Source organism: Geotalea sp. SG265 (genome assembly GCF_022808985.1).
Lineage (GTDB): Bacteria > Desulfobacterota > Desulfuromonadia > Geobacterales > Geobacteraceae > Geotalea.
The window spans coordinates 365,362-384,887 of the sequence record NZ_JAKZFT010000002.1 but is presented as its reverse complement, the minus strand read 5'-3'; the positions used below and the strand labels follow the sequence as shown (position 1 = coordinate 384,887).

The 19,526-nt window shown below is 56.0% G+C and carries 18 protein-coding genes; 5 read left to right on the top strand and 13 right to left on the bottom strand.

What is annotated here, in order from left to right:
* Positions 1-276: 276 nt before the first annotated feature.
* The 3 genes from ML541_RS04230 to ML541_RS04220 all read right to left on the bottom strand — a co-directional run bounded on the left by ML541_RS04230 (position 277) and on the right by ML541_RS04220 (position 2,180).
* Entirely contained in the window at positions 277-759 is a 483-nt protein-coding gene (locus tag ML541_RS04230) for an SHOCT domain-containing protein (protein ID WP_243371118.1), read from the bottom strand.
* 129 nt (positions 760-888) lie between these two features.
* Entirely contained in the window at positions 889-1,803 is a 915-nt protein-coding gene (locus ML541_RS04225) for a DUF6602 domain-containing protein (protein WP_243371117.1), read from the bottom strand.
* Positions 1,804-1,925: 122 nt separating this feature from the next.
* The gene (locus tag ML541_RS04220; RefSeq protein ID WP_243371116.1) at positions 1,926-2,180 is read right to left on the bottom strand and encodes a hypothetical protein; all 255 of its coding nucleotides are present in this window, start codon (positions 2,178-2,180) and stop codon (positions 1,926-1,928) included.
* A gap of 186 nt (positions 2,181-2,366) precedes the next feature.
* Between ML541_RS04220 and ML541_RS04215 the strand changes: the two genes are divergently transcribed.
* Positions 2,367-3,494: a CapA family protein gene (locus ML541_RS04215; RefSeq protein ID WP_243371115.1), complete on the top strand. Its 1,128-nt coding sequence runs from the start codon at positions 2,367-2,369 to the stop codon at positions 3,492-3,494.
* 18 nt (positions 3,495-3,512) lie between these two features.
* Here the strand turns inward: ML541_RS04215 and ML541_RS04210 are convergent, their stop codons facing one another.
* The 7 genes from ML541_RS04210 to ML541_RS04180 form a co-directional block, all read right to left on the bottom strand.
* Positions 3,513-4,022, bottom strand: a complete 510-nt coding sequence (locus ML541_RS04210; protein WP_243371114.1) for a DsrE family protein — start codon at positions 4,020-4,022, stop codon at positions 3,513-3,515.
* The gene (locus ML541_RS04205) at positions 4,022-4,639 is read right to left on the bottom strand and encodes a TetR/AcrR family transcriptional regulator (protein WP_243371113.1); all 618 of its coding nucleotides are present in this window, start codon (positions 4,637-4,639) and stop codon (positions 4,022-4,024) included. Before ML541_RS04205 ends, ML541_RS04210 begins: the two co-directional genes overlap by 1 nt.
* A 197-nt stretch (positions 4,640-4,836) precedes the next feature.
* Entirely contained in the window at positions 4,837-6,390 is a 1,554-nt protein-coding gene (cobA, locus tag ML541_RS04200) for a uroporphyrinogen-III C-methyltransferase (RefSeq protein WP_243371112.1), read from the bottom strand.
* 87 nt (positions 6,391-6,477) lie between these two features.
* Positions 6,478-7,434: a hydroxymethylbilane synthase gene (gene hemC / locus ML541_RS04195; protein ID WP_243371111.1), complete on the bottom strand. Its 957-nt coding sequence runs from the start codon at positions 7,432-7,434 to the stop codon at positions 6,478-6,480.
* A gap of 48 nt (positions 7,435-7,482) precedes the next feature.
* The gene (gene hemA, locus ML541_RS04190; protein WP_243371108.1) at positions 7,483-8,787 is read right to left on the bottom strand and encodes a glutamyl-tRNA reductase; all 1,305 of its coding nucleotides are present in this window, start codon (positions 8,785-8,787) and stop codon (positions 7,483-7,485) included.
* 64 nt (positions 8,788-8,851) lie between these two features.
* Complete coding sequence (gene ccsB / locus ML541_RS04185; protein ID WP_243371106.1) at positions 8,852-9,667, bottom strand: c-type cytochrome biogenesis protein CcsB; 816 nt, start codon at positions 9,665-9,667, stop codon at positions 8,852-8,854.
* Positions 9,664-10,338, bottom strand: a complete 675-nt coding sequence (locus tag ML541_RS04180) for a bifunctional precorrin-2 dehydrogenase/sirohydrochlorin ferrochelatase (RefSeq protein WP_243371104.1) — start codon at positions 10,336-10,338, stop codon at positions 9,664-9,666. Before ML541_RS04180 ends, ccsB begins: the two co-directional genes overlap by 4 nt.
* A gap of 186 nt (positions 10,339-10,524) precedes the next feature.
* Between ML541_RS04180 and trxA the strand changes: the two genes are divergently transcribed.
* Both trxA and ML541_RS04170 read left to right on the top strand, forming a co-directional pair.
* The gene (gene trxA, locus ML541_RS04175; protein ID WP_243371102.1) at positions 10,525-10,854 is read left to right on the top strand and encodes a thioredoxin; all 330 of its coding nucleotides are present in this window, start codon (positions 10,525-10,527) and stop codon (positions 10,852-10,854) included.
* 8 nt (positions 10,855-10,862) lie between these two features.
* The gene (locus tag ML541_RS04170; RefSeq protein WP_243371100.1) at positions 10,863-11,372 is read left to right on the top strand and encodes a TlpA disulfide reductase family protein; all 510 of its coding nucleotides are present in this window, start codon (positions 10,863-10,865) and stop codon (positions 11,370-11,372) included.
* 38 nt (positions 11,373-11,410) lie between these two features.
* Here the strand turns inward: ML541_RS04170 and uvrC are convergent, their stop codons facing one another.
* On the bottom strand, positions 11,411-13,252 hold the full coding sequence (gene uvrC, locus ML541_RS04165; RefSeq protein ID WP_243371098.1) for an excinuclease ABC subunit UvrC: 1,842 nt from the start codon (positions 13,250-13,252) through the stop codon (positions 11,411-11,413).
* A 202-nt stretch (positions 13,253-13,454) separates the two neighbouring features.
* On the opposite strand from uvrC, the gene ML541_RS04160 reads away from it, so the two are divergent.
* Positions 13,455-16,418: a tetratricopeptide repeat protein gene (locus ML541_RS04160; protein WP_243371096.1), complete on the top strand. Its 2,964-nt coding sequence runs from the start codon at positions 13,455-13,457 to the stop codon at positions 16,416-16,418.
* Complete coding sequence (locus ML541_RS04155) at positions 16,418-17,014, top strand: tetratricopeptide repeat protein (RefSeq protein WP_243371094.1); 597 nt, start codon at positions 16,418-16,420, stop codon at positions 17,012-17,014. Before ML541_RS04160 ends, ML541_RS04155 begins: the two co-directional genes overlap by 1 nt.
* Positions 17,015-17,017: 3 nt before the next feature.
* Here ML541_RS04155 and ML541_RS04150 read toward each other — a convergent pair whose 3' ends face one another.
* A complete protein-coding gene (locus ML541_RS04150) occupies positions 17,018-18,031 on the bottom strand; it encodes a LysM peptidoglycan-binding domain-containing protein (protein ID WP_243371092.1) in 1,014 nt (337 codons plus the stop codon).
* A gap of 20 nt (positions 18,032-18,051) precedes the next feature.
* Complete coding sequence (locus ML541_RS04145) at positions 18,052-19,182, bottom strand: hypothetical protein (RefSeq protein ID WP_243371090.1); 1,131 nt, start codon at positions 19,180-19,182, stop codon at positions 18,052-18,054.
* Positions 19,183-19,526: the final 344 nt, after the last annotated feature.

Here is a 19,526-nt window from a genome sequence, read left to right as displayed (position 1 = left end):
AACAAAGCGGTACCTCAACATCGATCTTCTCAAAGAACAGGAATTGAACCAGAAACTTGAAGTGGCCGAGGTAATCTAACCGAAACAGGCACTGCTAAGAAAAAAGCGAAAAACTCTTTACACTACCAAGCTCCGCACCATGACATTGAATATGCACCAGTGAAGGCGTTCGTTGTTTCCTCGCATTTAATCCTCTTGTTCCTGCCTAACGTGGTCGAGGCGCACCGGCGGAGCGTAGCGAAGTCCGTGTGCCGCCGAGTGGTTGGCAACTCTTTTCTAATGGCTCAAAATTCGGGCCTTTTGCTGCTCAAATTCTTCTTTTGTAATGGTTCCATCGTCTAGTAATTTTTTCAGATTTGTTAGCCTGATATAGGTTTGATCTTCGAAGGTTGTTTTTGGGATTTCGAGGCAGGCAAAGATAAGCTCAACGCGGGGGAAATTCCCAGGGGCTACGTATTGTGGTGAGGTTGTTTCTTCAAGAAGCTTTATTCCTTTTCCTTGTCGGCCACAAAACTTATTAGCTCGCTCTTCAACCTCTTCTCTTACAACCTGAAGTGGAATAAAGCCTGTTGCCGCTTGATGAAATACTCTGTATCTTTGGGCTCCTGTAGTGTCTGCACCGATTATTGCTTTTTCTCCGCTGTAAACAGCTCCTTCAAAAAACGACTTACTCTCATTAGCCCTGAGTATTGGAGATGTCTCTGCACATCCTGAAATTGAAAGTACTGCAGCAAATGTGAGAAATGTCATTTTATGCATTTGTCCTTCTCCTTGCCAACGGTGTGGGGGCGCACCAGCGCGTCAGCGCCTGTGTGCCGCCGCCTGGTTGAATATTCATATTTTTCGCCGCGTCTATATCGTGCTTAGGCACGGCCATCAGGCCTTTGTTCAGACGCTACAGAATTTCCGAAATATTGTAAGCTTAGGGTCTTCAAGTCCCAAAGGGTCAACTGCTGTACCTTTCCACCCTCCTTCCATATCTTTCGTGATGTGATAATCAAGTAAATTATATTGGATTCCGGTCTGTCCCAACTGTTGCTGGCCCATTCTTGCAAATATATTTTCTAAGAGGCTGGATATTAAGTACCTTAATGGGCTTTCATCTGCCTTGACAGCAAACGTGCAATTAGAATCCATGAGACCTAACTGATTGCTAAGATTCTTAATGCCAACACAGCCTTCAGTACAAATGACTTCTGGTAAAATTGTTGCATCCAATTCACCGCCTTTAAGGTCGCAGAACCATTTGTTTACAGCAACTAAAAGGTTTGCGTATGAGGTGGCTTTGTACCCTTTGTACGAAAAAATGTAATGGGGAGGTAGCACCATACCCATAATCGAATTTTTTTGAGGAATACTTAAATCAATAAAATCATTTTCATAAGCTATGTTGCAGTAAAAGTTTAATGAACTTATCAGAATTGTTGGAAGTAGATTCCTGACTGATTTGCCGTTTTCAAGTGCCTCAATAAGATTTCTCTTTGTAAGGGCTGATTTTACTTCAATTGTTGCTATAACTCCTTCAATCAGATATACGTCGCCAGATCCAAATGTTCTTAGAACCGGAAAGTCATTTCTATAAATGATGATGTCAATTTGTTTTGATAATCCTTCTTTGCTATCAGCAATTTGCCCTGAACCAACTACTACGTTTGATGGTAGGAATCTTTCAAGGACGTCCCTGATGAAACTCTCTCTAGCGTCGCCAAGAAGGCCACCGTGATTGGAAATAGCACTACTTACTTCAAAAGAGCTACTTACAACTTTAGACATCGCTTTTGCCCAGCTTCCGATTATACTCATATTTCTCCTTATTCAACTAGTTATTGACCAGTTTCAGTATATAAGTAATTTATTTGCTATATAGGTAACTTATTGCCTATATAGCCAAGGTGCCAGGTTACCTATACCGGTAATATTTGCGCTCAGCCACCATTGCGTTTCTGCAGGCGGACAACCAGTGGCGTCCCCCGATCAGTACGTAACGCGCTATCACGCTTCCTCTTTGCGTTCCACCTTGCCCAGTGCGCGCAGTGCTGCAACCCCGTCTCTTTGTAGGCGACATACACCGGCAACAGGTCATCCTCCGTATAATGGTGGGTGCGCAGCGGATTTTCGTCCCCTATAATCTCCACCGTCTTCAGCTTGCCGTCGCGGAACCCATCGTACCTGTAGCGCATACAGAGAAGCCTCTCCAGTAGTATTCCAGCAACACCCTCTGCACGCATAAAAAATCTCTCCTGTTCATACACCGGTGGAGATGCACGTGTCAATATATTCATTAAATTGTCATATGGAATGTGGCCTTCTCTTGCACATTGCCCCTGGTCTGGGAAACTGTTGGTATCTGCTACCAGGAGACGACTATGGCCAGAGACAAGTTGATCACCCTTTTCATGTGCGGCGACGTCATGACCGGGCGGGGCATCGACCAGATCCTGCCCCAGCCGTGCCCACCAACCATACATGAGCCATATATGAAGGATGCGCGGGGCTATGTATCCCTGGCCGAGGAGAGCAACGGGCTGATCCCGAAACCGGTGAAGTATCCCTATATCTGGGGCGATGCGCTGGAGGTGCTTGCTGCGATGGCGCCGGACCTGCGCCTGATCAACCTGGAAACCAGCGTCACCCGCAGTGATAAGTACTGGCAGGGGAAGGGGATCAACTACCGCATGAGCCCCGAGAATTTCCCGGCCATTACCGCTGCCCGGGTCGATTTCTGCTCCCTTGCCAACAATCATGTGCTGGACTGGGGCTATGCCGGCCTGACCGACACCCTGCGGGTGCTGGACAAGGCGGGAGTGAAGCACAGCGGGGCGGGGGAAGACCTGGCCCAGGCCCAGATACCGGCAGTATTTACGGTGGAAGGGAAAGGGCGGGTGCTGGTTTTTGCCTGCGGCTGCCCGTCAAGCGGTATTCCCGCCGACTGGGGCGCCACCGCCAGCCGTGCCGGCGCGCATTTTCTGCCCGACCTTTCCCGGGCAACGGTGGGCCGGCTAGCGGGCCTGATTGGCAAGGTTAAGCGGCCGGGGGACCTGGTGGTGCTTTCCATCCACTGGGGGGCCAACTGGGGATACAGCATCATGCCCGAAGAGCGGCGCTTTGCCCATCAGCTCGTGGATGAGGCGGGGGTGGATGTGATCCATGGCCATTCTTCCCACCATGTGAAGGGAATGGAAGTTTACCGGGGCAAACCGATTATCTACGGCTGCGGCGACTTCATCAACGACTATGAGGGCATCCACGGGGAGGAGCGTTTTCGCGGCGACCTGTCGCTCATGTATTTCGTCAGCATGGACCCGGAAAGCGGAAGGCTGATGCGCTGCACGATGAAGCCGATGCAGATGCGGCAGTTTAGCTTACACCGGGCATCAACAAGGGATGAAATGTGGCTCAGGGAGTTGCTCAATCGGGAAGGGCAGAAGCTGGGCATGGGGGTGGTGCAGGAGAACGGTACACTGGTGCTGCGATGGCAGGGGGAAATCGGCTGATCGCCCCCTGCCTGATCATTAAAAAATGGGTACCAGACCATACCCCTTGCTCTGGTAGCCTATCAGTGAAATGAAGCCGTTGCCGACTGGCTTGAGCTCCGGCAACAGCTTTTCTGTCGGTACTTTGAAAAAGTCAGTGGCAATTTCACATACTTCCATCCGGACCCCTTTTCCATCCAGTTCCTTGACGGCGGCGGCGATCAGTTTCAGCGGCTCGTTATATTTGGCCGTTAATTCACCAGCGGGTGCCGTCGTGAGGAAACGGACCGTGGGACCGATAAAAACCACTACCAGGTCGGGTTTTACCCCCTGCGCCAGAAGGCTTTTGTGGGTTACGTTAATGAGCTTGAGGTAGAGGGCGGTTTTCTGCGGGTTATCCATATCCACGAGAAAGATGCCCTTCCCCTGCTGCACCCCTGCGAGTGCTGCCGCATCATTTCTGCTGCCAGCCCAGGCGTTCATGCTTCCCAGCAGGGAAGCGACCAGGATGAGCGCGCCTGCAATCAAGGTGATACTCTTTCGTGCCATTAGTTACTCCTTTCAGCTATTGGTGTTGTTGCCTGCGGCATGGCCAGCAGTGCACGCAATGTGTCGAAACATGTCCTGAGGGGTTCGTCGCTCTTACGAAGCCTGGCGAGCATGATGGCTCCCTCGGTTGCCGTCACCAGCTGCTGGGCAAGGGCGCCAGCGGTCACATCCTTCCTGAACACGCCTGACTCTTGTCCCTTGGCGATAATCTGCTGAATTTTCATGGCCCAGTCCTCGAATACCAGATTAATGAAGGATGCCAGCACCGGGTTTGAGTCGGCCATTTCCAGGGCGGCATTGCCGAAGATGCACCCCCCGATGAATTCATGGCGATGGTGCACGTCAATAGTCCCTGCAAAATACTTTTCCATGGCCTCGGCCGGTGTTCCACCGATTACTGCCGTTTCGAGGAAGGCCATAAGCTCCTCCCTGGCGCGCTGCAAGACAAGCAGTGCAATTTCCTCCTTGCCGGTGAAATGGAAATAGATGGTCCCTTTTTTCAAGCCGCTGGCTGCCATCAAATCGTTGATGCTGGTTGCGGCAAAGCCCTTTTTCTTGAATAGGGTAAATGCCCCGTTGATTATATTTTCGCGGCTCTTGTCACCTTTATCGGACATCTGACTCACCTCGCGCATTAACTAAACTGATTAAACCGACCGACCGGTACATTATTAGGATCGACTGGGATTGTCAAGGGTAAAATTATCCGTGGCGCCATGGGCTACAGCCAATGGGGGGCAGTGGCGGGCAAGGGTGAGCACCGGCAGCTTATGGAAAGGTGTAACGGACAGTAGACGGGCGGGAAAACAGAGATTCAGCGCTGGGAGCGGAAATACTCGACGATGGCGTCGGTGAGTGCGTCGAGGGTGTAGGTGGGGGGCTCTATATCCACGGCCAGTCCCAATTCGCGGCAGGTCTTGGAGGTAATAGGCCCGATGGAGGCTATGGCGACGCCGTCGAGAAGCTTCAACAGGCGGTTTTCACCCACCATGGCCGCCAGATTCTGGACGGTGGAGGAAGAGGTGAAGGTGATGCAGTGTACCTGCCCCTTTTCCAGTGCCTCCAGGGCGGAGGCGGGGAACTCTTCGGGAACGATGTTGCGGTAGGCGACGGGAGCCGTCACCTCCGCTCCCATCCTTTCCAGTTCCACCGGAACGATGTCCCGGGCGCGGTCGGCCTTGGGGAAGAGGACCTTTTTGCCCTGCATATCCAGCTTGCCGAAGGATTCGACAACTCCTTCCGCCTTGTAGTTTTCCGGGACCAGATCGGCTTTGATACCGTGGGGTGCCAGGGCGGCGGCGGTTTTAGGGCCGACGGCGCAGACTCGGCAGCAGCCGATGGCCCGGCTATCCAGGCCAAGCTCGTGGATCCGGCTGAAGAAGCTGCTCACGGCGTTGTAGGAGGTGAATATGAGCCAATGAAAAGACTCAAGCTCGGCAATAGCCTTATCCAGTTCCGTGAAGCTTTCGGGGGGGACGATGCGAATGGTCGGGCATTCATGGACAATGGCCCCAAAGCTTGTCAGAAGTCGTGAAAATTCTCCCGCCTGATCGGCGGCGCGGGTGACCATGATGTTGGTGCCGAAGAGGGGGCGGTTGTCGAACCAGCGCAGTTTTTCCCGCAGATTGACCACCTCGCCGACGATGGTGATGGCCGGTGCCTTGAAAGATGCTGCCTTCGCCTTTTCGGCGATGTCGGCCAGGGTGCCGGCCAGCACTTCCTGTTCGCTCCGCGTTCCCCAGCGCACCAGCGCCACTGGCGTTTCGGCAGGTCTGCCGTTCTCGACCATCTTTCTGGTGATGAGGGGAAGGTTTTTGATGCCCATATAGAAAACAACGGTGCCGCTCCCCAGGGAAAGCCGCTCCCAGTCGATTTCCGAAGCCTCCTTGCCGGGACTTTCATGGCCGGTGACGAAGGCCACCGAGGTGGTAAAGTTGCGGTGGGTGAGGGGGATGCCGGCATAGGCGGCAGCCCCTATACCAGCCGTGACGCCGGGGACGATCTCGAAGGGGATGCCTGCTGCCACCAGAGCTTCGCATTCTTCACCGCCACGGCCGAAGACGAAGGGGTCGCCACCCTTGAGCCGGGCAACGACCTTCCCCTGCAATGCCTTTTCCACCAGAAGTTCGTTGATCTGCCACTGCTCGTGGTTATGGGCGCCGCCGATCTTTCCCGCATAGATCAGCTCGGCAGTGGGGGCAGCGTGTTGCAGCAGCTCAGGGTTTGCCAGGTAATCGTAGAGAATGACTTCCGCCCTGGCGATGCACTCCAGCCCCTTGACGGTAATCAGCCCAGGATCGCCGGGACCGGCGCCGATCAGGTAGACAAAGCCTTTAGCGTTTCTTTTGTTAAATTGGAAGTTCGTCATGATTCACCGCAAACGCGAAGGGCGCAGAGGAAAGGCAGGAGATGGGACCCTGCGTTCTCTGCGCCCTCTCGGTAATGGCTTCTTCCGTTAGACAGGAATTTCCTTCTCCCGGGAGACTTCACGCTGATAGACTTCGGCGAGAATGGCATGGCCGCCCTCATTGAGGAGCTGTTCGGCCAGCTTGACGCCCAGTTTTTCGCAGTCCACGGCGGGCCCGGTGATGGAGCCGCGTACTGAGGTTTTGCCGTCAACGGAGGCGATGAAGCCTACCAGTCTCAGCTCACTGCCATTGACCTCGCCGAAGGCGGCGATGGGTACCTGGCAGCCCCCTTCGCAGCGCCACAGCAGCGCCCTTTCGGCTCTGACCGCATGGGCGGTGGCGGGATGGTTGAAGAAGTCGATGGTCTTTTTCACCTCTTCGTCATCCAGGCGGCATTCGATTCCCAGTGCGCCCTGGCCGATGGCGGGGATGGAGAGGTCGGTCGGCAGATATTCAGCCACTTTTTCGGTAAAGCCGAGCCGTTTGAGGCCGGCGGCGGCCAGGATGACCGCATCGAGCTTCTCGGTTTCCAGCTTATTGATGCGGGTTTCCACGTTGCCGCGGATGATGATCATCTCCATGTCTGGCCGGACCTTGAGCAGCTGGGCCTGGCGGCGCAGTGCGCTGGTGCCGATTTTCGCGCCTTTCGGCAGGTCGGCGAACTTGACGCCGCGGGAAATGACGGCGTCGCGCGGATCTTCCCGCTCGGTGATGCAGTGCAGCCCCAGCCCCTCGGGAAATTCAGTGGGGACATCTTTCATGCTGTGTACGGCAATATCGATATCACCGCGGAGCATGGCCTCCTCGATCTCCTTGACGAAAAGCCCCTTACCCCCCACCTGGGCCAGCGGCACGTCCAGAATCTTGTCGCCGATGGTCTTGATCTTCACCAGTGACACTTCCATGCCCGGATACCGCTTTTCCAGTTCGGACTTGACCCAGTTTGCCTGCCATAGCGCCAGTTGGCTGGCGCGGGTTCCGATTCTCAGCTGTTTAAGTGCCACGTGCATCTCCTTTTCCTATATCCAGTTTCGTTATTTGTAATCACAGAGCTATTCTTCCAGCTCACCCAGCTCCATATCTTCATGTGGTGCTGTTTCCAGATCGAACAGGTTCCGCAGTGCATCCACATACAGGTCGTTGCGGTTCCCCTGGTCCGTGCGCTTCAAGACGCTGGTCGGCTGGTGGAGCAGCTTGTTCATGATGGCGTGGGTCAATGCCTCCAGCCTTTTCTCCCCTTCCGGGGGCAGGTCTTTCCAGTTGGCCATGGTCTTGGCCAGTTCGGACTTGCGAATCTCGTCGAACTTGGAACGCAGCGCCACGATGGTCGGTGTTACCTCAAGGGATGAGAGCCATTTGAAAAACTGGCCGATCTCCTGCTCGACGATGGCCTCGGCCTTTTCCGATTCCTTCTTCCGCTGTTCCAAGTTGGTAGCGACGACGCCGTTCAGGTCATCGACGGTGTAGAGGTAGATGTTCTCCACATCGTTCACCTTGGGATCTATGTCGCGGGGAACGGCAATATCGATGAAGAACATCGGTTTCAGCTTGCGGCGGCGGATGACCTCCTCGATATCCTTGGGCTTGATGATGAAGTGGGGTGCGCCCGTGGACGAGAGAATGATATCGGCCTTGTGCAGCTGGTCGAAGAGATCCTCGTAATTGACCGCCTTGCCGTCGAACTCCTCCGCCAGCTTCACTGCCCGTTCAAAGGTCCGGTTGGTGACCATGACGCCACGCACCCCGGTGTTGATGAAGTGTTTGGCCGCCAGTTCGCACATTTCGCCGGCGCCGATGAGCATGACCGTCTTGTCGGAAAGGTCGCCGAAGATCTTCTTAGCCAGCTCCACCGCGGCGAAGGCGACGGATACGGCGGAAGAAGCGATCTTGGTCTCGGTCCGCACACGCTTGGCAACGGAAAAGGCCTTATGCAGGAACCTGTTGAGGATAATGCCGGAGCTTTTGTATTCGGCGGCATAGCCGTAGGAGGTCTTGATCTGGCCGAGGATCTGGGGCTCTCCGACCACCATGGAATCGAGGCTCGAAGCGACGCGGAAAACATGGCGGGTTGCCGCCTCGCCGTGATAGCTGTAAAGGTGCGGCTCCAGAGTTTCGAGGGGGAAGTTGTGGTAGTCCGCGAGGAATCTTTTGATGCGGGCTATGCCCCCGGCGATGTCGCGGGTGGTGGCGTAAATTTCCACCCTGTTGCAGGTGGAAACTATCACACCTTCGGTGATATCGGGTATTGCCACCAGGGCGTGCAGCGGTTTTTCCATCTGGGTCGGTGAGAATGCCACCTTTTCCCGTATCTCAACTGCGGCTGTTTTGTGGGACAGCCCGACAACGATAATGTTCATAGTTAAATCTGCCTCTGATTCCGCAAAAGCCGCTGCAGCAATGGGACTTTTGCCCGTTTACTTCTCATTTGTAGCTATGGAGTCCCGACAATAGGAGATTGACGCCGAGAAAGGTAAAAAGCATGATGAAAAAGCCGATGATAGATAGTATCGCGGCCTTCCGTCCGCGCCAGCCGGTGGTAAGCCTGCCGTGCAAGAGCGCTGCGTAGACGAACCAGGTGATCAGGGACCAGGTCTCTTTCGGGTCCCAGCTCCAGTAGGTGCCCCAGGCGGTTTCCGCCCAGATGGCTCCACTGATGATGGCGAAGGTGAGAAGGGGGAAGCCGAAGGTTAGGCAGCGATAACTTATGTCATCCAGGGTATCCAGGGAGGGGAGCCGCTGGAACATGGCCCCTAGCTTTTTACTTTTCAGAAAATGGGACTGAATCAGGTACATGATGCTGGCGCCGAATGAGATGGCGAAGGCGCCATAGCCGAGAAAGGCGACGATGGTGTGCACGGCCAGCCACTTGCTTTTCAGGGCGGGATTCAGCGGCGTGATGGCGGATGGGAACGTTGTCGAAACAGCAAGCAGGATCAGCGCCAGCGGCGTGATGAACGATCCGAGGACGAACATCTTGTATTTGCGTTCGAAGATGATGAAGATGCCGATGACGGCAAGGCTGAAGAAGGAAAGGGACTCATGCAGGTTGGTGATCGGCGTGTGTCCCACTTCGACAAAGCGGTTGACGGTGAAGGCCAGGTGGGCGATGAACCCGGCGGAGACTACCCAGTGGGCGGCCCGTCCCAGCAATTGTTCAGGTTTTACAAGGTAGATCAGATAGATGACGGTGGCGAAAATATAGATGCCGAGGGTGCAATAAAAGAGCAGGGCATTCATCGATGGTCCTTTTCTTCCTTCAAAAGACGGCTGATGCTGAATTCCGATCCGAAATGCTGGTGCAGGAGCTGGTCCAGCCGGTCGTATCGCCGCTCTCTGATCAGACGAGGAAGGTCTTGGGCTGCCAGTTGGCTTAGAAGCGCCTTATTGTATGCGCTGTTCCCCTGTGCAGTCAATAGCTTTTCACGCAGCGCACCCAGGAGCTTGAGCGTTAGCTCGTATTCAGGTCCGAACGCCCCTTCCAGCTGCAGGCGAATTTTCTTCGCAAGTGCCGGACTCTTGCCGCCGGTGGAAATGGCGATGACCAGGTCTCCCCGGCGCATGACCGCCGGCATGGTGAAGCTGCTCAATTCGGGAGCGTCGCAGACATCCACCAGGATTCCTTGCCTGTGCGCTTCGCCGGCGATGATCCAGTTGACCGAACTGTCGTTGGTGGCGGCAATGGCGAAAAAGGCTCCGCGCAAGTCACCCCTTTCGTACAGCCGCGGCAGATGCTCGACGGCACCGGAATCCCGTAGCGTTGCAAGCTCTTCGGACAGCTGGGGGGCTACGATGGTGATTCGTGCCCCGGTATCCAGAAGAGCGGCCACCTTGCGCGCGGCAACCGCGCCGCCGCCGATGATGACCACTGCTCTGCCGGTCAGATTGATGTTGAGGGGGAAAAAGGACATGACGAAGCCTACTATGAATGAGCTGGGAAGGAGAGTCAAGACCCTGCAAGAAAAACGACGATTTCAGGTGCATGAACCGTGGAGCCGCATGCCGCCTGCAATTACTCCTTGATTTTTTCCCGGTGTCGGCTATAGTTATATCACTTTTTGCATGCATTACATTGTACAGTATTAAGGAGAGGAAACATGGCCAGCGAAAAAGTACTTACTTTTACTGATGACAATTTCGAAGCAGCGGTACTCCAGTCGGAGGTCCCTGTTCTGGTAGATTTCTGGGCAACATGGTGTGCCCCCTGCAAGGCCATCGCCCCCCTTATCGATGCCGTTGCCGAGGAATACGAGGGCAAGATCAAGGTGGGCAAGGTCAACGTTGATGAAAGCCCAGGCATGCCGGGCCGCTACGGGGTACGCGGCATCCCCACCGTCATTCTCATCAAGGACGGCAAGGTGGTCGATCAGGTGGTCGGAGCTGTACCCAAGGCACAGCTTGAAGCGCTGATCAAGAAGGCTCTGTAAGGATTCCCATGAAGGCACGCAGCATCCGGTCTTATGGCCTATGGATCGTGGTTTCGCTACTTCTGTCTGCAGCACCGGCAGCGGCTCTTCTCCAGAAAGGACAGCCGGCTCCCCCCATCAATGTGACGACTATTTCCGGACAGCCCGTAACCCTGGCCAATTACAAGGGGCACGTGCTGGTGCTCGATTTCTTTGCCACCTGGTGTTCCCCCTGCAGGGAAGCCATTCCCCATCTGCTCAGCCTGAATCGCAAGTACGGTAAGCAGGGGCTGCAGATTCTCGGCATGAGCGTCGATGACGGCAGCGACAGGGTGGTCAAGTCGTTCATTGCTGAAAGGAAGATCAGTTATCCGGTCACCATGGTCGATGAGGACCTGCAGGTGAACTACGGTCTGCGCTCGGTGCCGACCATCTTCGTCATCAGCAAGAAGGGGATCGTTGCCGAACGCTTCCAAGGTTATTCGGACGAGGTGGGGAGGGCCCTGGAAAACGCGGTCAAGAGGCTCCTGGCAGAGTAAAATTGCCGGCGGCATGGAGTGGAGAGGGCGATAGCCGGTCAGGCATCGCCCTTTTCGTTTTGGTGGAGATGTTGCCAGAGGGAATCGGCAACGGAGGCGGAAATGCCGGGAACCTTGCACAGCTCGTCCCGGGTCGCCTCGGTGATCCCTTTCAGACTGCCGAAGTGGCGCAGGAGCGCCTTCTTTCTCTTGTTGCCGATGCCGGCAATGCTCTCCAGCTGCGAAGCGAGCAGATCCTTGCCGCGCAGCTTCTTATGGTAGGTGATGGCAAAGCGGTGGGCTTCGTCGCGAATTCTGGCCAACAGCAGGAGCGGTGCCGAGTTCTGCCGCAGCACCACCGGGTTTTTCCGGTTGGGGAGGAAGACCCGTTCGTCTGACCTGCTGATTTCCGATGCTTCCATTTCCCGATCGACCCTGCTTTTTGCCAATCCGGCCGCCGCCACATCACTGATCTGCAGCTCGTCCAAAACCCGCGTCAGTACATTAAGCTGGCCGATACCTCCATCGACCACAATCAGGTCGGGACGGTCCTCTGCTGCCGTGCCCGGCTTGAATCTTCTGGCCAGCATCTCCCTCATCATGGCGAAGTCGTCGGCCTGGCCGACCCCCTTGATTCGGTAGCGGCGGTAGTTTCCCTTGTCCGCTTTGCCGTCCAGGAACGAGACCTTGCTGCCGACCGCCATCCGCCCCTGAATGTTCGAGATATCGTAGCACTCGATGCGGCGGGGGAGCCGCTGCAGATGGAGTCGCTCTTTGAGGATTTGCAGGATGGCCTCCCCGGAATCGGCGGCCTGCTTCCGTTCCGCGGCGGCAGTTTCCGCATTTTTCGAGGCAAGCTGAACCAGTTCCAGCTTCTTGCCCCGCCGGGGAAAGGTAATGGAGACTCGTTTGCCGCGCAGCTCGGAGAGCAGCTCTTCCAAGGGCAACGGGTCGTCGATGGCAGAAGGGAGCAGGATTTCGGCGGGAATGAAAACGTCGCGGTTGTAATACTCGTTGAGAAACGAGGCGACCCCTTCGCTGTCATCCATCTCCCAGGCAAAGGAATAATTCCTGTTGCCGGTGAGGGTCCCGCCGCGGATGAAGAGGATGGCAATGTGCAGCTGCACCATGTCGCGAAAAAGACCGATAACATCGGCGTCCCCCCCCTGGGCAACCATCTTCTGCTTTTCCACGGTTACTTCGATGGACCGGATCAGGTCGCGAAACCTGGCCGCCTCCTCGTAATTTTCGGCTGCCGCTGCCGCATTCATTCGCTCCCTGAAAATCCTGACGATTTCCCGGTTTTTCCCTTCCAGAAAAAGGGCGGCACCCTCCGCCAGGGCTAAATAGTCATCCCGTGAGATCTTGCCATGGCAGGGAGCGGAGCATTGCCGGAGCTGGAAAAAGAGGCAGGGGCGATTTCTTCTGCGGCAGGTTTCCATGGGATAGTGGCGGAGGGGGAACAGTTTGTAGAGATGCTTGAGTACTGCCCTGGCATCGGAGGCGGAGGAGTAGGGGCCGAAATAGCGGGCTCCGTCGCGAGTGACCCGGCGGATGATGGTCAGGCGCGGAAATTCGCTGGACATGTCCATTCGCAGGGAGAAGTAGGTCTTGTCGTCCCGGAGGTTGAAATTGTACTTGGGGCGGTACTGTTTGATCAGGGTGTTCTCCAGGATCAGGGCTTCCTTCTCCGTATCGGTGACTATGAATTCGATATCGGTGACCCTGGCCATGAGGAAGCGGATATGGTAACGGGAGTCCCCGGAGGCGGCAAAATAGGAGCGGATACGCTTGCGCAGGTCCCTGGCTTTTCCCACATAGAGGACTGTCCCGTCGGCATCCTTCATGATGTACACACCGGGCGACGAGGGAAAATGACTGATACGGTCGGTTCCTATCATAGGTGGTAAGTATAGAAGCAAAGCGCCATCCTTTCAAAAGTTTTCTCAGGCACTCTCCGCGAAAACACCGTTGTTTCCAGACGCAAATGCCTGTTGCTGCCCACCAGAAGCGCCATTCTCAATTGACAATCCTCCATTAAGATGGTAACTTTTCCCACTAATTTTCATACTATTCCCCCATATGGCTCGGAAAGGTAATCCCGTGAATTTTAAAAAGTTTTTCCGCGCTTTGCCATGCAGGACCTTCCTGTCGTTTCTCCTCATTCTGACGTTGTTGATCAATCCCGCCTTTTGCCTGGATTCGGAAGATTCACAAATTTTCATCACCGGCTTCAACGCCTATCAGAAAAAGGATTACCAGACCACGGTAGATAAGATGGGTGCGCTGCTCAAGAATTATCCGGATACGCCCCTTCGGGACATGGCTATTTTCTGGCTGGCGCGGGCCAATTTCAAGGCGGGGCACAAGGAGGACGCCGCCAGGTATATGGCCCAGTTCTTCAAGGAGTATCCGGACAGCCCCCTGAAAGGGACGGTGGAAGACGAACTGGTGACCCTGGCGGGGAAATATGCCAGAGGTGAGACCGCCTCAGAGCCGGCCGCGACGAACCTGGCCCAGGAAGAGGCGGCAGCGGAAGCGAGGATGGCAGCCAAAAAGGCTGAAGAGATGCGTCTGGCCGTTCAGAAAGCCGCGGCTGAGAAGGCCCGCCAGGAAAAATTGGCTGCGGAAAAAGCTGCCGCTGAGAAAGCTGCCCGGGAAAAGGCGGAAGCGGAGCGCGTCGCGGCGGCAAAGAAGGCTGAAGAGCTGCGACTGGCCAAAGAGAAAGCCGCAGCCGAGAAGGCCCGTCAGGAAGAGCTGGCAGCTGAGAAGGCGGCTGCCGAAAAGGCAGCTGCGGAAAAAGCCGCTGCCGAGAAGATCGCCCAGGAAAAGGCGGAAGCGGAGCGCATTGCGGCGGCAAAGAAGGCTGAAGAGTTGCGCCTAGCCCAGGAGAAAGCTGCAGCCGAGAAGGCCCGTCAGGAAAAGCTGGCAGCTGAGAAGGCTGCTGCCGAAAAGGCAGCTGCGGAAAAAGCCGCTGCCGAGAAGATCGCCCGAGAAAAGGCGGAAGCGGAGCGCATTGCGGCGGCAAAGAAGGCTGAAGAGTTGCGCCTCGCCCAGGAGAAAGCTGCAGCCGAGAAAGTTCTTCAGGAAAAACTGGCGGCTGAGAAGGCGGCTGCCGAAAAGGCAGCTGCGGAAAAAGCTGCCGCCGAGAAGGTTGCCCGGGAAAAGGCAGAGGCGGAGCGAGTCGCAGCGGCGAAAAAGGCTGAAGAAATGCGGCTGGCTGCGGAGAAGGCTTCCATTGAGAAAGCCCGCCAGGAAAAATTGGCTGCCGAGAAAGCCGCGGCTGAAAAGGCTGCACGGGAAGCAGAAGCGGAGCGTATAGCCGCAGCTAAGAAAACTGAGCAGGTACGAGTGGCAGAAGAGAAGGCCGCAGCCGAAAGAGCGGCGAGGGACAAGGCTGCTGCTAAGGTGGCTGCTTCCAGCGGCAGGAAGAAAGAGAAAGCGAAAGCGGGCCGGGGGGCAACTCTGCGGGAAAAAGCGATAGCCGAATACAAAGCGGTAATTGATCGCTTTCCGGGCAGCTCAGCCGCTGCAAGTGCAAGCGCGAAGCTCAAGGAACTGGGGATTATCTATCCTGCCGCTACTGCAGCGAGCATGGCTGTTCAGGCTGAAAACGCCAAGGTACTGTCGCTGGAGGTAGGGCAGTTTGCCGATCTGGATTTCGTCATAGCGCCACCGACACAGACCCTAGAAGCGGGCAAACGCTTTGCCATCCCCTTTGAGGTGGTCAACCTGGGCAACGGCAGCGACAGCTTCTATCTGGAGTCTGCGTTTCCGGCAGATTTCAATGTCCAGTTTGCCTCTGCCGCCCAGCCGGTTAATCCCATTAATGTGACGCCACAGCTGAAGAGCGGCGAAAAGTTCAGGGCGGTCATGACCCTGACCATCCCCAAGGGGGTCATCGATGGGCAGAAGGCAAGCTACCCCATCAAGATCGGCTCCGGATTCGCCCCCGACGTCTCCCAGTCCAAAGAGGTGAAGCTCTCCTTTTCGGCCCCGCTGCTGCGGGCGGTCGTCAAGGCGGAAAAGCCCCAGTTGCTGCCGGGGCAGAAGATATCCTACCGTCTGAACCTTTTGAACATCGGCACCTCGTCTGCCAGGGGAGTAACCCTCCGGCTGAATTATCCGCCCCAGTATGAGCCAAGCCTTGTTCCTGCCGGCTTCAAGCCGGAAATGAAGGCAACCCTGGTGCTGGACGGGCTCCAGCTTGCCTCGGGCGAGAGCAAGGAATTCAACCTGACTTTTCAGTTGAAAGACGATGCCCTTGCCCTGCAGGAGCTTTTCCTTCGGGCCGATGTCATTAACGGCGAGCTGGAGAAGCGGGATTCGTTCCTCTCCCCTGCCACTGTCGTTCAAGGGGTGAGCGGAGTCACTGTCAAAACCAGCGCTGAAAAGTTGGTGGCCATTCCCGGCCAGACCCTGAGAATCCCCATAGTTGTCACTAACACCGGCAACATCCGGGACGATTTCGAGATCAAGCCGCTTATCCCGGGAAACGCTGCCTATTCCTTCTACCAGGACCTGAACCGGGACGGCAAAAAGCAGGATAACGAGCCGGTCATAAGCCATGTGGGACCGCTGGCTCCCAAGGAAGAGGCCTATGTGGTGCTTGAGGTGGCAACACCTGCCAATGAGGCGGACGGCGCCACCATGCCGGTGACGGCAAGTTTCGAGCCGCAGGGGGACAGGAGCAAAAGCGCGTCCCTGAGCGTCCGGCTCGTTTACTCCCGGCCGTTGCTTGACCTGGTCATGACCGGCAAAGGTGGCAAAGTGAAGCCGGGGGAGGTCTCCTCCTTCGAATTGAGCTGTACCAATCGCGGCTCGAGCCTTGCCAAGGTCGTTGATGTGCAAAGCATTCTGCCCCAGCAGCTGGCCATGGTTTCCGCTGATCCATCCTTTGCCAGCGGCAGTGACGGCGTCTACACCTGGCGTTTCGAGGACATGGGCTCCGGCGAGAAACGCAGCATAAAGATCACCTACAAGGTGAAAGCTGGCGCCGTTGTCGGTACGAACATGCAAATCAGAAACGTCCTGAAATATCAGGATCTGTTGGGGATGAACTACTGATGCGGGGCCTGAGGTGGGGACTGGCGGGCTTGCTGCTTGTGGGTGCCGCACCGATGACGGTATTTTCAGCCGATTCCCGGATTATCTACCGGCCGCAACCCGTTGAATCGGGTGCCGCTCCGGCAGGCCCGGAAGAGGGCATTCTGGTGCAGGGGATCACGATCTGCAAGGGGGATACCCTGCGAAGTCTTTCCAGGAAATACCGTGGCAGGGCATCCTACTTTCCCCAGATACTGCTTTTCAACAAGATCGATAATCCCGACCGGATCTTTACCGGTTCCCGCCTGCTCGTTCCGGTAACTGCCGGCCATTCCCCCATGTCCCGGACAAAAAAGAAGCGGTCCCGTATCCACTCCACACCTGGAGCGGCCGCGACCGCCGCCCCGGCAGTACCAGTCAAGGCACGGCCCACAAACGGCGGGGCCGATCCTTCCCATCTGCAATACCAACGTGCTGTTACCGCCTACAAAAATGGGCAGCCCGGCAAGGCGCTGGAGGAATTCGATCGGTTTCTCGCGAATTTTCCCGATTCGCCTCTGGCTGCCGATGCCACCCTTTATCGTGCCGACTGTCTGCTGAACCTGTCCCGCCAGTAACGGTTAGCGCTGATTCCTTTCCTTGCTTTCCAGCAGGCTGGCTGTCAGGGCAGCGACAGGCATATCCGACAACAGAATCAATCGTGGCGGTATGGTTGTTTCCCTGGTGAAGAGGAACCCCTTCAGGGTCGCGCTGGTGTGGTTCCTGTCGTTGAGAATAACGGCATGTTCACCGTAGCGATAGGGAATATTCATGGCGGAAAGAACGGCTGTTGCCACCTGTTTAAGATCGGCATCCTGGTCGATCCTGATCAGCCTGACCCCTTCCAGTTCCAGCAGCCGGTAAACCGTGTAGGTGAAGGGCTCCGTCGCCGAAAAGCTGATCATGTAATGTTTGTCGTTGCTTTCGAAGAAGCGATCGACCTTGGCGCCCAGGCGGAGTGCCTGTCGGGTGGCCGCCGATGCCTCGACAAAATGGTCCTTGCCCGGCTTGACGGCAAGGATGTTCAGAATGGCGTCGGTGACCTCGGCAGGATCTCTGCTCGTTATGGAACGTACGGCAATTGCCGCGCCGGCCGGTGCTTCACCAAGCTGTGCCGTCGTTATTCGCTGCTGTATTGCTGGTTCCATAGCTGTGGAAATCGCCGGTTCCTTTTTGTCGGCAACCTTGGTGCGCCCATGTCGGCTGGGTATAAGGAGCGTCTGGCCGACGGTCAGCCTCTTGATGTCGGAGACTCGGTTCAGCCGGATCACTTCCGGGATAAGCGCTTCGGCAGCAGCGTTCGTCATGCCGAAGTGCTTCATCAGAATCTTGAAGATGTGGTCGCCGTTCCTGACGGTGTAACTGGCATGACCATCGCTTCCTGCAAGGGGCTTCGGCTTCCCTGCGTGGGCTTTGGCCGCCATGGTACGTGAAGGCTTGGCGACAGGGGCTTTCCTTTTCGGGGGAGCTGGTGCGGCGCGTCCATCAAGCTCCTTAATGTTTATCTCAAATGGAGAGTCCACGGCAGCACCAGCACCGGTAGCAAACAGGGCAAACAGGGCAACCGCTATCAATCCTCGTCTGACAGTAATCATTTCTTTCCCATATTCGGCCGTTATTGGAAGTAGAGAACAAATGCCTTTATCCGGCGGTCCGACTTTTGCCGGTAAACTATTATGCCGGCCTTATCTGCGGCGCCTTTTTCAACCATGTATGTGCCTTTCGCCTCGGCAGTGGCGATGGTATACCTGCCAGCCCCGGTGCATTGGCGGAGCACCGAGCCCATAAAGGTTTCCGATAGCCCCTTGCCGCTCCGGTCGATGATCTGCAGCGCCTTAATGATGCCGTCCCGCCTGAACACCCTGAATTCACTACCGGTCCCGAGGTAACGCTCCCAACCTGCATGTCCCGCGCCATAGGTTGCATCCGGCTTGCTTGCAGGTATGAACGCGGGCAGTGCAGTCATGCCGCCAGGCATGGGGTTCTTGCTTGGGGCCTGGATTGCGGCGGAGGGTAAGGGTTTTCCCTTCACCAGCGGCTTTCCATCCGTGAAAAAATAAAAGGAGACTGCAAGGACCATGGTGATTCCTGCAGAAAGCCATATCCGCTGTTGAAATTTGTCCCGGCTGCTGGTGAATTTTTGCGTACTCCATGCCTCTGCATGGAGAGAGATAGGCGAGGAGCTGTCCCGGGTTTCTTCCGGTGGCTGGAGCGGGACCGGTTCCAAGTCGCTGAGTGCTCCCGTCAGTGTCTGGAGAAAAGGGGAATCCATCTGGGGTGGCTCCGGCGGCGGCTGCTCCCCCGAGAGTGAAACCCGGTCGCTTACCGCCAGTGCCGGGCCGGCCGGCTCCGGACCGTCTTCCTTTGTACCGGCCGCTTCGCCAGGCTTAATCCTGCTGGTTATTGCCCCGGTGACCATGCGTGCCACTTCGGCGTCGCCTGCAGCAGAATTTATGCACTTATCGGCAAATTTGAACGACCGTTGAGCGTCTTCCGGATCGTCGCTGAGAATGATGAGCGACGTGGCCGTGGAGTTGAAGAGGGATCGCAGATGCCTGGCAAGGATATCGCCGGAGAGGCCGGAGAGGCGGTTCTGGATGAAGATTGCTTCCGGCGAGGCAGATTGTATTTCCTCGGGAACGGTGAGGCTGCTAATGTGATGAAGGTGGGCATTGCAGGCTTTGGCGGCGTCGGAGACTATGTGCTCCAATCGGGCCTGATCTGCTATGAGGAGAATATCGAACATGCGTTCCTTTGCCTTGCTGAAATGACCGCATTTTATGTGACAGCAGTCCTATAATCAATAGCATTAATGTTACGGTACAATTTTTAATCTTCAAGTCCTGATGTGCATGGTGCCGCTGATGGCTGCCGTCGGCCTTTGGCGCGCCTGTGAAAGCCGCGGCGTTTGAGTGGGCGCCGGCGGTAAAATGGACAATCGCCGGGAAGCAGATCGGTTATCTTCTAAATAAAAACTTGCAAATTTGCCGGTTCCGTGTATAGTTACCTGTCTGTTCAATCGGGGACCTGTTTTTCATCACCCTGCACCCGCTGTACATCCCCCGTTTCATCGCTCACTAACCCCCATCT

Bases quoted from the DNA above. Each gene is read 5' to 3' on its own strand.
- ML541_RS04230 (WP_243371118.1), bottom strand. From the start codon at position 759: ATGCATAAAATGACATTTCTCACATTTGCTGCAGTACTTTCAATTTCA.
- ML541_RS04225 (WP_243371117.1), bottom strand. From the start codon at position 1,803: ATGAGTATAATCGGAAGCTGGGCAAAAGCGATGTCTAAAGTTGTAAGT.
- ML541_RS04220 (WP_243371116.1), bottom strand. From the start codon at position 2,180: ATGCGCTACAGGTACGATGGGTTCCGCGACGGCAAGCTGAAGACGGTG.
- ML541_RS04215 (WP_243371115.1), top strand. From the start codon at position 2,367: ATGGCCAGAGACAAGTTGATCACCCTTTTCATGTGCGGCGACGTCATG.
- ML541_RS04210 (WP_243371114.1), bottom strand. From the start codon at position 4,022: ATGGCACGAAAGAGTATCACCTTGATTGCAGGCGCGCTCATCCTGGTC.
- ML541_RS04205 (WP_243371113.1), bottom strand. From the start codon at position 4,639: ATGTCCGATAAAGGTGACAAGAGCCGCGAAAATATAATCAACGGGGCA.
- cobA (WP_243371112.1), bottom strand. From the start codon at position 6,390: ATGACGAACTTCCAATTTAACAAAAGAAACGCTAAAGGCTTTGTCTAC.
- hemA (WP_243371108.1), bottom strand. From the start codon at position 8,787: ATGAACATTATCGTTGTCGGGCTGTCCCACAAAACAGCCGCAGTTGAG.
- ccsB (WP_243371106.1), bottom strand. From the start codon at position 9,667: ATGAATGCCCTGCTCTTTTATTGCACCCTCGGCATCTATATTTTCGCC.
- ML541_RS04180 (WP_243371104.1), bottom strand. From the start codon at position 10,338: ATGTCCTTTTTCCCCCTCAACATCAATCTGACCGGCAGAGCAGTGGTC.
- trxA (WP_243371102.1), top strand. From the start codon at position 10,525: ATGGCCAGCGAAAAAGTACTTACTTTTACTGATGACAATTTCGAAGCA.
- ML541_RS04170 (WP_243371100.1), top strand. From the start codon at position 10,863: ATGAAGGCACGCAGCATCCGGTCTTATGGCCTATGGATCGTGGTTTCG.
- uvrC (WP_243371098.1), bottom strand. From the start codon at position 13,252: ATGATAGGAACCGACCGTATCAGTCATTTTCCCTCGTCGCCCGGTGTG.
- ML541_RS04155 (WP_243371094.1), top strand. From the start codon at position 16,418: ATGCGGGGCCTGAGGTGGGGACTGGCGGGCTTGCTGCTTGTGGGTGCC.
- ML541_RS04150 (WP_243371092.1), bottom strand. From the start codon at position 18,031: ATGATTACTGTCAGACGAGGATTGATAGCGGTTGCCCTGTTTGCCCTG.
- ML541_RS04145 (WP_243371090.1), bottom strand. From the start codon at position 19,182: ATGTTCGATATTCTCCTCATAGCAGATCAGGCCCGATTGGAGCACATA.